Here is a 13,060-nt window from a genome sequence, read left to right as displayed (position 1 = left end):
GCGGATCCTGTGCTAGGCAATGAGATGCATCAAAATCGTCCCGCTTAGTTTACTCCCTTTTATTTGAAAAACCATGATTTCATATTTCAAATTTGATAAAAATATATTGATTTAAGGAATAGGATTTCTAGAAATACGAGAAAACATACTTTATTATTTTCCTGATATATATATCTTAGTATCTTAAAAAAATAAAAAAGGCATGAAAAATTTCAATTCATTTGTATGTTCTTTGCTCTTAGCTTCAACTTTACCAGCTTTAGCTCAGGAAGATACTACTAAAGTCTGGACCGTAAAAGGTGAAAATACCTTTTTAATCAATCAAAGTTCCTTTTCCAACTGGGCAGCTGGCGGGGTCAATTCCTTTGCAGGTAATTTAACATTGAACTACGATTTCAATTATAAAAAAGATAAATGGATATGGGATAACAAAGTTTTGGCAGCATATGGCCAGACGTTCCAAAAAGAAACAGATTGGCGTAAAAATGATGACCGTTTTGTATTAAACAGTTTATTGGGATATGAGGCTACTGAGAAATGGTTGTATACATTTTTCTTAAATTTTAATACACAATTTGCAAAAGGATACACCTATGAAAACGGTGGTAACCGTTCACTTATTTCATCGGGTCTATCACCGGCATATTTAAGTTTTGGGCCAGGTATTGCTTACAAAGAATCTGAAAATTTTAAAATAAATGTTTCACCGGCCGCTACACGTTTCGTTTTTGTGACAAGTCCTGAGGTAGATGAAACGACTTTTGGACTAGATCCGGGGAAAAAATCAAGATTAGAATTCGGTGCTTCATTAGATGCCTATTATAAAAAGGATATCATGGAAAATATAACATTTGAAAACATCCTAAAACTATATTCTAATTATTTAGAAGACCCTCAAAATGTAGACATAGATTACACCGCAAATTTATTTATGAAAGTAAATAGATTTATTACAGTAAATGCAGGAGTTCAATTAATATATGATGACAATACAAAGATTCCAACCATAGAGAATGGCACTGAGATTGGAAGGGGAGCTAAATTACAGGTAAAACAAATCCTTGGAGCTGGAATAACCTATAAATTTTAATCTGACAAAATTCTGTGCTTCTGTAAACAAAAAACTCTCCACACGAGTGGAGAGTTTAAGCTATATTCTTAAAATGATACTACTTTTTAGCAACGATAGTCACTTTAAAGTTGATCTCTTTAGAAATCAAATCATCTTCTTTACCGGAATAATTTACACCCCAATCTTCACGAGCAATATTGAAATCCGAAGTAGTTTTTACAGTAGTTTCCGTAACTTCATCAACTTTTGCATCGAACGTAATGTTTTTAGAAATACCTTTAATTGTTAGATTACCAGAAATAACAGCATCGCTAGCAGTAGCTCCAACTTTTGCATCAGTAATTACAAACGCAGCCTCAGGATATTCAGCGACAGCGAAGAAATCATCCGCTTTCAAGTGACCATCCAATTTTTCTTTGTATTCACCATCTAAGTCAGTGCTATTGATAGAAGTCATATCTAACACAAAACTTCCACCTGTGATAGCTCCGTTATCAACATTAATTGAGCCAGATTTTACATTTACGGTACCAGTATGCGCACCGGTAACTTTTGTTCCTGTCCATACCACTGTAGATTCACCAGCATCTACAGTGTATGCCTCACCTACTACTTGATCAACAGCTTCAACCGAATCTGTTGTTTCCGCTTTTTTACCTTCTGGATTGCCGGCACATGATGCTAAAACCATAGCTGCTGCTGCCGAGAATAAAACGATTTTTTTCATTTCAATATTTGGATTATATGTTTAAACTTTTATTTACACAAAAATAAAATTCTTACCACACTTATCTTTATCAAATTAATTTATTAACATTTAAAAGACATTTCTCGTTAATGCCCCGAAGGTTGTGCGTCCACCCTTCTGATATCCGCACCCAGTGCCTTTAGACGTTCTTCAATATCCTGATAACCTCTTTCAATCTGTTCTATATTAAAAATCGTTGATTTTCCCTGAGCTGATAGCGCAGCGATCAACAAAGAAACGCCGGCACGGATATCAGGCGACGACATGGAAATCCCCCTTAGCTTCGTTTGTTTATTCAAACCAATCACTGTTGCTCTGTGCGGATCACAAAGAATAATCTGTGCGCCCATATCGATCAATTTGTCTACAAAAAACAATCTACTTTCAAACATCTTCTGATGAATAAGTACATTTCCTTTTGCTTGAATGGCGGTTACCAATACTATACTTAATAGGTCGGGCGTAAATCCCGGCCAAGGTGCATCTGAAATAGTCAGGATAGATCCATCTATAAACGTATCAATTTCATAGGAATCTTGAGCAGGAATAAAAATATCGTCTCCCCGCAGCTCCATTTTGATACCTAATCTTGAAAATACAGAAGGAATCACGCCTAACTCGTTATAACAAACATTTTTGATTGTAATTTCCGAACCAGTCATTGCGGCCAATCCGATAAATGATCCGATCTCAATCATATCGGGTAGCATTCTATGCTCTGTGCCCCCCAGTTTATCTACGCCGTCTATATTCAACAAGTTAGAACCAATACCCGTTATCTTTGCGCCCATTCTATTGAGCATCTTACAGAGCTGTTGTAAGTAAGGTTCACAAGCAGCATTGTAAATTGTAGTCGTCCCTTTAGCCAGTACCGCAGCCATTACAATATTTGCCGTCCCTGTTACCGAGGCTTCATCCAATAAAAGATATGCACCTTTCAACGCAGTAGCATCTACATTGAAAAAGTGATTCTCAGCATCATAGATAAACTTTGCGCCTAACTTCTCAAATCCCAAAAAATGGGTATCCAAACGACGACGACCTATTTTATCTCCTCCCGGTTTGGGAATAGCTGCTTTTCCAAATCTAGCCAACAAAGGCCCAACGATCATAATTGATCCACGTAATCCCCCCCCTTTTTGTTTAAAGTCGTCAGAAGCAAAATAATCAATATTGATATCTTTTGCTTCAAACTCGTACGTATCCTTATTTAATCTGTTAACAATTACTCCCAGAGAACCTAAAAGTTCGATAAGCTTGTTAACATCCTTTATGTCCGGAATATTACTTATGATAATCTTTTCCTCTGTCAGCAATACAGCCGACAATATTTGTAATGCTTCATTTTTGGCTCCCTGAGGAACAATCTCACCCTTTAAAGGTTTACCGCCAATAATCTCAAAAGCGTTCATAATCTTATTTAGTAGTATTGAAAATATTCTTTTAAAACAGAACCTTCATGGTCGTGACACCAGCGACCATGAAGATTGTTGATGAATTTTTGGAGCCGGGTGACCGTTAAAAGGTAGCTGCGAAATAAACCGCATTCATTAAAATCTTTATAAACAAAAGACATCAATAACACAGATCCTTCCAGAAAAAACAAGTAACTAAATATACCCCCAGTTACTTACTTCAAAAAAACTTCGTATTACTTACTTTTTATAAGTATTACTCTGATAGGGCTTTCTGTTGTTGTTGCTGGTACCGCTCATTTTTCGTCTACCACTGTTGTTATTATTGCTGCTACTTTGTCTTTTATTATTCTGATTACTTTTCTGGTTACTCGATGCAGCAACCTGTGTTTTCCCCCTATTACCCGGAGGAGGCGTACGGAAATCCAATTTAGTAAGAACCGTATCCTGAGGAAGGGTTAACGCTCCTTTTGACAACTCTTTTAGATCTTCAATGATCTGTAAGTCATTTACTGAATCCTTATTCCAAGTGATGTATGCCATCTTCATAAAGTTGGCTACACTCATAGTCATGCGCTGTTTTACCTCCTCATTAGTCACGCCTTTCGCCTTCTCAATCATTTGTTCAACAATATGACCGTAATGTTTGAATCGTATTCTATTTTGTGGGTATGGAATAGGTTGAGGTTTCACATTCATATCCTCTTTTGTAGGGATAGGATAAGGAGAATCCACATCTATTTTAAAATCAGAGATGATGTGAAGATGATCCCAAAGTTTATGTTTGAAATCCGAGACATCTCTCAAGTGCGGGTTCAGTACCCCCATCATATCTATAACGACTTGCGCTAATCTATTGCGCTCTTCTTTTTCGGGTATTGAACAAATATGGTCCACCATATTTTGTACATTCCTTCCATATTCCGCCAAAATCAAATTTGGCCGGGTACTGTTATAATCAAAATCCATATAGAACGGTTAAACGCTATAATAACGCTATTTATATTATTTTATTTTAAAGTCCTGCTATTGGACTATTCTTAGTTTTGCAAATTTAAGCAACAATTGTTTCTGTCCCAACTCTTTGAAAGAAATAGTTGCTTTCATATCCGGTTTATTTCCTTCCAGATTCACTACTTCTCCAAATCCAAACCGTTCATGTTCTACCTCCATGCCCACCTGAAGAATACTTGTATCAGATGGGACAAATCCAGCGGTAGGCACGTGTGCCTTAGGCAAGATTGAAGTCGTTTTCACAATCTTGGGTTTCGGTTTTGAAAAAGTATCCTTTTGCTGCCAGGTGATTCGTTCAGATTGGAAACCGTCGTCCTCTTTGGAAGATATGCGCGGTTTAAAATCGAGCTCTAGACATGCAGGGTTCAACTCGTCCAAGAATCTACTCGGCTCGCAATTATTTAACGTACCCCATCTATACCGCGACGTCGCGTACGACAAATGTAACCTTTTTTCTGCCCGCGTCACGGCGACATAAAACAACCTTCGTTCCTCCTCTAATTCCGTTCTCGAATTAAGAGATAGCTGAGAAGGAAAAAGATTCTCTTCCAATCCAACAATGAACACATTCGAAAATTCCAAACCTTTGGACGAGTGAATAGTCATTAAAGACACCGTATCGGCATTAGGGTTTTTATCGTTATCGTCATTTGTCAATAATGCGACATCCTGAAGAAATACATCTAAACCTTTTTCTTCAATATCTTCTCTTTCAGAAAACTCTTTAATACCATTTAACAACTCTTGAATGTTTTCGTATCGGTTCAGCCCTTCGACAGATTTATCTTCGTACAGATCTTTCAATATCCCAGAATGCTGAGCGATGTGCATGGCGGTATCAAAAGCATTATGGTTATTTCCAACAGCCTGAAAACTCTGGATCATCAGCGCAAAATTCGAAACGGAGGTAAAACTTCTTCCATCAAGAAACATCTGCGCATTTGCCACTACATCCCAGATACGGTATTGATGCTGGTCTGCTGCGACGATTAACTTTTCAACAGTAGTATCCCCTATTCCCCTTCGGGGATAATTGATGACCCGTTTTAACGCTTCTTCATCATTGGGATTATACGTTAATCGAAAATAAGCTATTAAATCCTTAATTTCTTTACGCTGGTAGAATGATGTCCCTCCATAAATTTTATACGGAATATTTAGTTTACGTAGCGCCTCTTCCATTGCTCTAGATTGTGCATTGGTACGGTATAGAATAGCAAAATCTTTATAATCAAGACTCTTGATAGACTTATCCTGAATAATTGCTTCGGCTACAATTTTCCCTTCTTCGTTATCTGAGAATGCACGAGCTACTTTTATTTTATCCCCTTCCTCATTATCAGAGAATACGTTTTTCTCCAGCTGGTTTTTATTATTTGCAATAATACTGTTTGCGGCATTTACGATCATCTTAGTTGACCGATAGTTCTGTTCCAGTTTATATACCTTCACATCCGGATAATCCTTTTGGAAATTCAAGATATTCTGAATATTTGCCCCACGAAAAGCATAAATACTTTGTGCATCGTCTCCCACTACACAAATATTTTCATTTACTGCAGCTAATCGTTTTACAATCAGATATTGCGAAAAATTAGTATCCTGATACTCATCCACCATTAAATACTTAAACTGGTGCTGGTATTTATGCAGTACTTCGGGAAATTTGTTTAATAGCACATTTGTTTTGAACAGAAGATCATCAAAATCCATGGCTCCTGCACGGTAACAACGTTGCGCATAAGTCATATAAATCTCTCCAAGCTGCCCTCTTCCATTTTCACGATCTTCAGCCAGAATAGCTTCGTTTTTATTATACTCCTGAGGAGATATCAAATTATTCTTGGCGGAAGAAATCCGTCCATATACATGATTAACATTGTAGAGCTTATCGTCCAAGTTCATCTCTTTGAGAATCGCCCGTAATAAGCTTTTAGTATCATCAGTGTCATAAATAGTAAAATTCTTCGGATAGCCAATGTGTTCCGCTTCCACACGTAAGATCCGCGCGAAGATAGAGTGAAATGTACCCATCCAAATATTTTTCGCTTCCAAACCCACCACTTTCATGATACGCTCTCGCATCTCTTTCGCAGCCTTATTGGTAAAGGTCAAAACTAATATATTGAAAGGGTCAACACCTTTGTTGATTAAATGTGCTACGCGATATGTGATGACACGTGTTTTCCCCGAACCTGCTCCCGCCACAATCATTACTGGCCCTTCCGTCTGTTCTACGGCCGCACGTTGTGAGGGGTTTAATCCTGCTAAATAATCCAAAATATCGTGAATTTTTTATCCGTTAGAAAATATAGTGTAAAGTTAATAAAAATCATTTTATATACGAGCAGACTCTTATATAATAAAACAAAAAACGTAACTTCAATAATTGCAACAATTATCATGAAAAAACTATTAATCTTCGTTATTTTGCTAACAGCGCACTTTTCTAACGCACAATCACAGAAAAGTAATATTCCGAAAGACTTCACATACCTGCACGACGTAATATCGAATATCGAATATGATATACGGTATTACAGCAGCCACAATTTTATTGGAAGACCTATAGACGGATACGAACGTCCGACAGCTATTTTATCCATCAGAGCTGCCCAAGCTTTAGCAAAGGTCCAGCAAGAGCTCAATGCCCGTGATTTAGGTTTGAAGATATTCGATGCTTACCGGCCGCAGCGTGCCGTCAATCACTTCATTAGATGGGCAAAAATAGTACATGACACAACAGCAAAACGTGAATTTTACCCTACGGTAGATAAGAAAGATCTTTTTAACAAAGGTTATATCGCTACCCGATCAGGGCATAGCAGAGGGAGTACAGTAGACCTCACTATTATAGATTTAAAAACTAAAAAAGAATTCGATATGGGAAGTCCATTTGATTTCTTTGGAGAGCAATCTCACCACAATTCTGTGCAGATCGACGACGAACAGAAGAAAAACAGGAAACTACTCAAATCCGTGATGGAAAAACATGGTTTCAGATCGTATTCAGAAGAATGGTGGCATTACACCTTAAACAATGAACCTTATAAAAACACGTATTTTGACTTTCCAGTACAGTAGGCTCAAAAAAAAGTACTGTTTTAAGAGTAGGCTACATTGATTTATTTCATACTATCATTAAAATGGTGCGTCATCCGGCATATCATTCATCCGGGACGGCATGGTGATACCACCGCCGCCAAAATTTTCAAACGACGCCGAAGGAAGCATAGCAGAAGGTGCACCAAAAGGACTATCTCCGCTACCTGTAGCAAAAGAATCCGTTCCCATACCCGCAAAGTCATCTTCCAGATCCACAAACTTCACATATTTACCTATAAATCGTAACGGAACAATACCGGTTTCACCATTACGGTGTTTCGCAATAATTACCTCTCCCACACCGGCTGTCGATCTTCCCTCTTCATCCTCGGTAAGTCCGTAATATTCCGGACGGTATAAGAAAAGTACCATATCCGCATCCTGTTCAATAGATCCCGACTCCCGTAAATCTGAAAGCATTGGGCGTTTGCTATTACCCGGTCGAGATTCAACGGCACGACTTAATTGCGACAATGCCAATACCGGAATATTCAATTCTTTAGCAACAGATTTCAGCGCACGGGATATACTACCAATTTCTTGCTCGCGATTTCCCCCACCTTTTCCTTCGGCTTTACCATGCATTAATTGGAGGTAATCGACAATTACCATCTGGATATCGTGCTGTGCTTTCAAACGTCTACATTTAGCCCGGAATTCAAATACATTCAGCGCTGGTGTATCATCTATAATTAATGGTGCCTCGGTTAATCTTCCTATCCGGGAATGCAGCTGTTGCCACTCATGATCTGCTAAATTTCCTTTTTTCAGCTTTTCCTGTTCTATTTCTGTTTCTCCGGCTATCAGACGATTTACAAGCTGAACAGAAGACATCTCCAGTGAAAATACCGCTACAGGCTTATTGTGATCTACGGCTGCATTACGTGCCACGGATAATACAAAGGCAGTTTTACCCATTGCAGGACGAGCCGCAATGATGACCAAATCCGAAGGTTGCCATCCCGAGGTCATGCGATCTAGAGCAGTTAAACCCGAAGGAACTCCCGTCAATCCATCTGTTCGATCCCGTAATAACTCCAAATTGGAAATTGCTTCCCGCATGATATCATCCATTTTCCGGGAATCCCTACGCAAGTTGTTTTGAGCAATATCAAATAGACTCTTCTCCGCGTGATCAAGTAGATCGAAGATATCACTGGTTTCATCATATGATGCATTGATAATTTCGGTCGAAACCTTTATTAACTCACGCTGAATATATTTTTGGGAAATGATACGGGCATGATATTCAATATTAGCTGCAGAAACTACACGATCTGTAAGCTGCGTAATATAATATGCCCCACCTACCATTTCCAAAGCTCCCATTTTACGCAACTCCACCGTTACGGTCAACAAGTCTATGGGAGATGTTTTTTGAAATAAGCTAAAGATCGCTTCAAATATCTTCTGATGTGACTCTTTATAAAAAGAATCCGGTTTTAAAATATCAATTACCTCACTCAATGCATTCTTCTCCAACATCAATGCACCCAATACAGCCTCTTCCAAATCCACTGCCTGCGGCGGAAGTTTACCTAAACCACTTATCAAGTTATTCAGGTTAGTACGTTTCTTGTTAAAGTTGGTACGACCGGTGTTAGATGATTGTGCAGAAAATTCTTGATCCATACTATTATTTTTAAAGCCTTACTGCTGTTTTGAGTTCCGAATTTTACGGGATAACAAATGTAGCAAAAATACACCTACGTTTATTTCTAAGTTCTACACATTATAAAAAAGTTGCATCAACAATTATATAATTTTCGTTTGGAAATTGCATTCCATTATCCACACAAAATGTTCAAAACGTGTTAATTATTTTTTAGACAATCTAATTATCAAAAAGTTATGTCGATGTTAATAACTTTACGCAATGTTAACAACTGTAAAAACCATTCGGGCTCAACCTTTTAATAAGCTATATCGTATTAACTTTTCATAATCAATACATTAAGTTAATATTTATTAAAAACGATCTTTCGATTTTCTTTTTAACTACATTTTAATATACTATTTTTAATCTCTAAATAATCTTGATTCAACGGTCAGATCGAGCTTACCATGTTTAAATTCATATTCTTTTATGTGATAAGAATAAATCTTAAACATGGACGGTTCCCCAACCTCAAAGACAGAGGAGAACCGAGCTTGCGAGCTCACCGTAGGTAAACCGATAAACCTCGAAGCACTCACTCATGCTTTAAAACAAATATTGATGAACTTAAGCGAAACGTTCTTGAATGCTGAAATAGACACTTTATAAAAAATGATTTGTAATTATATTCACCTCGATTATAATTGCATATGAAAGCAAATTACGAACAATATTTTTTCTATTAGGTATTCGTGAATGCAAAGCATTTTATCTAAGTTTGTGTTATGTCAAATGATGCTTCTACACTAAAACCTTACAAGTCTAAGGACGGCGGAAAGAAAGAACAGGTAGCTGATATGTTTAATAATATATCAAAAACCTATGACCTTCTTAATCGCGTCATGACGATGGGTATCGATACCATATGGCGCAAAAAGGCTATCCGCTCTTTAAAGGATATTCAGCCGCAGCTTATGCTCGATGTCGCGACCGGAACTGGCGACTTTGCAATCGAATCCATTCGTATCCTTAACCCCAAAAAGATAATAGGTGTAGATATTTCCCAGGGGATGTTGGAAGTTGCTCAAGAAAAAATCAAAAAAAAGGGACTACAGACCCAATTTGAAGTCCAATTGGGTGATTCTGAAAAACTTCAATTTGAAGACAATACATTTGATGCGGTCACCGTAGCTTTTGGTGTTCGTAATTTTGAAAACCTAGAACAAGGACTTGCAGACATCTATCGGGTTTTAAAACCTGGAGGTAAAGCTGTAGTATTGGAACTTTCAAATCCAACGGCATTTCCGGTAAAACAACTTTATCACTTTTATTTTCATAAGCTAACCCCCGCTTTGGGTAAATTGATTTCCAAAGATGCGAGTGCATATTCTTACCTTCCTGAATCGGTTGCTAAGTTTCCTGATGGAGAACAATTTGCAAAAATAACCGGTAAAGTGGGATTTAAGAAAACGAAAGTCAGACCGCAAACCTTTGGACTTTGCACCATATACGAAGCGACTAAATGAAGAAGCTGCCCCTCCTTATCCTATTTATATTTGCCGTAACTTTTAGTTATGGCCAGCGCGGTTTTTCACTTCCTTTTAGTTCGGTTTACGATGAAGATGCCCCTATTCTGTTAGGATTACAATATAATTATGTAAACCAAAATTATATATTGGGACTTAAAAAAGGGTGGCAAGAACAGACTATTGATTACTCCGGAGATAATATCAATGATTTAGGCGAATTACAAGGTATAAGATCCAAAACAGGAACAGGATTCTCTGTGAGTATTCCAGTAGACTTTCGTGCCAATGAAAATCTGTACTTCACGTTTAGTCCCTCTTTTCTATTTATTAATCATCTAGGCATTGAATATACCAGCGTGGATGAAACTAAAGAGCCCTTGCTTCGGAAAACAAGGCATATCCAAACTTCCACTTCGGGATCCAACTTCAACGCTTTTGAATTTCCTTTTAACATCAAATTCAGATCCGACGAAAAGATCCTTAAAAACAAATTCAACAGGTATAGGGGCTATGTAACGGGAGGTGCTCGCTATTCTAGATGGATAGGTATCAACGGAGAATATAATGCTTTACTTAAAGAATCTTCAGATATCGCCCAATCTATTATCCTGAAACCAGGATATCTCTCTTGGGAATTTGGTATCGGTGCCGATATCTTCTTTCCTTATTTTAAGATGTCGCCTGAGATTAAATTTAATCAAAGTTTTAAATCAGTGTTAGACCATCAACATCCACTAGCAACAGGCAATCAATTTATGGATCCTTTAGAGAAAGGTCTGATACGTAATATTTATTTGAGTGTCATTTTCCAATAAACATTCGGTTATTATGAGAACGGTATTGATTACAGGCGCAAGTTCAGGAATTGGAGCAGCTTGTGCAGAAACATTAGCAGCAGAGAATTACAGATTACTATTATGCGCACGAAGAGAAGATCGACTTGAAGCGTTAAAGTTAAATATCCTGCGCAAATATCCAACCTGTGAAATACACATTATAGTATTAGATGTGCGCCATTACGATGACACGGCATCTGCCATAGAAAATCTTCCCGAAACGTGGAAAAATATAGACGTGCTTATCAATAATGCGGGATTGAGTCAGGGATTAGATCCTATTCAGGATGGTGACATTGGTGATTGGGACCGAATGATCGATACCAATGTAAAGGGCCTACTCTACATAACCAAATCCGTAAGCCCTCTTCTAAAGAAAAGTAAGACGCCACATATTATCAATATCGGATCGATAGCAGGCAAAGAAGTATATCCAAATGGTAATGTATATTGTGCTACTAAACATGCCGTAGATGCGCTTAATAAAGCCATGCGGATTGATCTACTTCCTTTTGGTATAAAAGTTACAGCAGTTAACCCCGGAATGGTAGAAACAGAATTTTCGGAAGTACGTTTTAAAGGTGATATAGATAAAGCCAAGAGGGTATACACGGGTCTTATACCATTAAATGGATTTGATATTGCGGAGATTATCAGCTTTGTTTTATCAAGACCTGCACATGTCAATATCAATGACTTGTTGGTTATGCCTACGGCGCAAGCAAGCGGAACAATAATCAACCGAAACAGCTAATTTGGAGAGCAAGGATTAAGGATCAAAGAATAAAAAACAAAGATTAACAAGGAGCAAAGATAAAAGATAAAATACTATGTCATTAGAACAAAAAATCAATCAAGATATCAAGGCGGCAATGATCGCTAAAGACAATGCCAGATTACGGGGGCTACGTGCCGTAAAAGCTGCAATTTTATTAGCCAAAACTGAAAAAGGCGGTAGTGAAGAAGTTTCCGAGGAAACAGAGATCAAAGTATTACAAAAATTGGTTAAGCAGCGCAAAGAGTCAGCAGAGATCTATAAAGCCCAGGGACGCGAAGACCTATTGCAGATCGAAGTGGAAGAACAGGAAGTTATCGAAGAATACCTTCCAAAACAACTGGATAGAAGTGAAATTGAACATATCATTAAAGAAATCATTTCATCCACCGGTGCTTCAGGGATCAAAGATATGGGAAAGGTAATGGGTACTGCGAATCAAAAATTAGCTGGCCAGGCTGACGGAAAAACAATCTCTGAAGTAGTAAAATCGTTATTGGCGTAATGAATATCATTTGGAAGATAAAAACGTTTGAAAATTTGTCTCCATACGAATTATATCAAATCCTGAAATTGCGGATCAATGTTTTCATGCTCGAGCAGGAATGCCTATATCCAGAATGCGACAATAAAGATTTGAAAGCGGAACACCTTTTTGGTTTCCATGAAAATAGCATCATAGCCTATGCAAGGTTACTTCCTCCGGGTATCTCTTACAAAGAGTCCTCCATTGGAAGAGTAGTAACTGCTTCTGATTATAGAAAATTTGGAATTGGAAGAGAATTAATGGAGAAGGCCATTGAACGAATTTTGATCGAGTTTCCTAGCAATGGAATACGTATCAGTGCGCAGGCACATCTTCAAATCTTTTATGAAAGTGTAGGTTTTCAAAAAGAAACCGAACCTTATTTAGAGGATAATATTCCTCATATTGAAATGGCTTTAAAAGTAAACAAGTATCGGGACTAA

At 37.7% G+C, this 13,060-nt stretch carries 12 protein-coding genes; 7 read left to right on the top strand and 5 right to left on the bottom strand.

Annotated features, from left to right (window positions below):
* The first annotated feature begins 202 nt into the window (after positions 1-202).
* A complete protein-coding gene (locus FAZ15_RS00195; RefSeq protein ID WP_136898958.1) occupies positions 203-1,090 on the top strand; it encodes a DUF3078 domain-containing protein in 888 nt (295 codons plus the stop codon).
* 79 nt (positions 1,091-1,169) lie between these two features.
* Here the strand turns inward: FAZ15_RS00195 and FAZ15_RS00190 are convergent, their stop codons facing one another.
* The 4 genes from FAZ15_RS00190 to FAZ15_RS00175 form a co-directional block, all read right to left on the bottom strand.
* Positions 1,170-1,799, bottom strand: a complete 630-nt coding sequence (locus FAZ15_RS00190; RefSeq protein WP_136898956.1) for a YceI family protein — start codon at positions 1,797-1,799, stop codon at positions 1,170-1,172.
* A gap of 107 nt (positions 1,800-1,906) precedes the next feature.
* A complete protein-coding gene (murA, locus tag FAZ15_RS00185) occupies positions 1,907-3,232 on the bottom strand; it encodes a UDP-N-acetylglucosamine 1-carboxyvinyltransferase (protein WP_136898954.1) in 1,326 nt (441 codons plus the stop codon).
* 243 nt (positions 3,233-3,475) lie between these two features.
* Complete coding sequence (locus tag FAZ15_RS00180; protein ID WP_136898952.1) at positions 3,476-4,204, bottom strand: DUF4290 domain-containing protein; 729 nt, start codon at positions 4,202-4,204, stop codon at positions 3,476-3,478.
* A gap of 57 nt (positions 4,205-4,261) precedes the next feature.
* The gene (locus FAZ15_RS00175) at positions 4,262-6,529 is read right to left on the bottom strand and encodes an ATP-dependent helicase (protein ID WP_136898950.1); all 2,268 of its coding nucleotides are present in this window, start codon (positions 6,527-6,529) and stop codon (positions 4,262-4,264) included.
* Between the two features lie 123 nt (positions 6,530-6,652).
* On the opposite strand from FAZ15_RS00175, the gene FAZ15_RS00170 reads away from it, so the two are divergent.
* Entirely contained in the window at positions 6,653-7,333 is a 681-nt protein-coding gene (locus FAZ15_RS00170; protein WP_136898948.1) for a M15 family metallopeptidase, read from the top strand.
* A 57-nt stretch (positions 7,334-7,390) separates the two neighbouring features.
* On the opposite strand, the gene dnaB is transcribed toward FAZ15_RS00170, so the two are convergent.
* Positions 7,391-8,986 (bottom strand): replicative DNA helicase, encoded by a 1,596-nt coding sequence (dnaB, locus tag FAZ15_RS00165; protein WP_136898946.1) that lies wholly within the window; start codon positions 8,984-8,986, stop codon positions 7,391-7,393.
* 750 nt (positions 8,987-9,736) lie between these two features.
* On the opposite strand from dnaB, the gene ubiE reads away from it, so the two are divergent.
* The 5 genes from ubiE to FAZ15_RS00140 all read left to right on the top strand — a co-directional run bounded on the left by ubiE (position 9,737) and on the right by FAZ15_RS00140 (position 13,060).
* The gene (gene ubiE, locus FAZ15_RS00160) at positions 9,737-10,477 is read left to right on the top strand and encodes a bifunctional demethylmenaquinone methyltransferase/2-methoxy-6-polyprenyl-1,4-benzoquinol methylase UbiE (RefSeq protein WP_136898944.1); all 741 of its coding nucleotides are present in this window, start codon (positions 9,737-9,739) and stop codon (positions 10,475-10,477) included.
* Complete coding sequence (locus tag FAZ15_RS00155; RefSeq protein WP_136898942.1) at positions 10,474-11,295, top strand: PorT; 822 nt, start codon at positions 10,474-10,476, stop codon at positions 11,293-11,295. The genes ubiE and FAZ15_RS00155 overlap by 4 nt, the downstream gene beginning before the upstream one ends.
* Positions 11,296-11,305: 10 nt before the next feature.
* Complete coding sequence (locus FAZ15_RS00150) at positions 11,306-12,070, top strand: SDR family NAD(P)-dependent oxidoreductase (RefSeq protein ID WP_394343803.1); 765 nt, start codon at positions 11,306-11,308, stop codon at positions 12,068-12,070.
* A gap of 76 nt (positions 12,071-12,146) precedes the next feature.
* Positions 12,147-12,596: a GatB/YqeY domain-containing protein gene (locus FAZ15_RS00145; RefSeq protein WP_136898938.1), complete on the top strand. Its 450-nt coding sequence runs from the start codon at positions 12,147-12,149 to the stop codon at positions 12,594-12,596.
* Positions 12,596-13,060: a GNAT family N-acetyltransferase gene (locus FAZ15_RS00140; protein ID WP_136898936.1), complete on the top strand. Its 465-nt coding sequence runs from the start codon at positions 12,596-12,598 to the stop codon at positions 13,058-13,060. Before FAZ15_RS00145 ends, FAZ15_RS00140 begins: the two co-directional genes overlap by 1 nt.

It is taken from the genome of Sphingobacterium olei, from assembly GCF_005048855.1.
Lineage (GTDB): Bacteria > Bacteroidota > Bacteroidia > Sphingobacteriales > Sphingobacteriaceae > Sphingobacterium > Sphingobacterium olei.
This window is presented reverse-complemented; position numbering and strand designations above follow the sequence as displayed.

Excerpts from the sequence above, each read along its gene's own strand:
- FAZ15_RS00195 (WP_136898958.1), top strand. The coding sequence starts at position 203 with ATGAAAAATTTCAATTCATTTGTATGTTCTTTGCTCTTAGCTTCAACT.
- FAZ15_RS00190 (WP_136898956.1), bottom strand. The coding sequence starts at position 1,799 with ATGAAAAAAATCGTTTTATTCTCGGCAGCAGCAGCTATGGTTTTAGCA.
- murA (WP_136898954.1), bottom strand. The coding sequence starts at position 3,232 with ATGAACGCTTTTGAGATTATTGGCGGTAAACCTTTAAAGGGTGAGATT.
- FAZ15_RS00180 (WP_136898952.1), bottom strand. The coding sequence starts at position 4,204 with ATGGATTTTGATTATAACAGTACCCGGCCAAATTTGATTTTGGCGGAA.
- FAZ15_RS00170 (WP_136898948.1), top strand. The coding sequence starts at position 6,653 with ATGAAAAAACTATTAATCTTCGTTATTTTGCTAACAGCGCACTTTTCT.
- dnaB (WP_136898946.1), bottom strand. The coding sequence starts at position 8,986 with ATGGATCAAGAATTTTCTGCACAATCATCTAACACCGGTCGTACCAAC.
- ubiE (WP_136898944.1), top strand. The coding sequence starts at position 9,737 with ATGTCAAATGATGCTTCTACACTAAAACCTTACAAGTCTAAGGACGGC.
- FAZ15_RS00155 (WP_136898942.1), top strand. The coding sequence starts at position 10,474 with ATGAAGAAGCTGCCCCTCCTTATCCTATTTATATTTGCCGTAACTTTT.
- FAZ15_RS00145 (WP_136898938.1), top strand. The coding sequence starts at position 12,147 with ATGTCATTAGAACAAAAAATCAATCAAGATATCAAGGCGGCAATGATC.
- FAZ15_RS00140 (WP_136898936.1), top strand. The coding sequence starts at position 12,596 with ATGAATATCATTTGGAAGATAAAAACGTTTGAAAATTTGTCTCCATAC.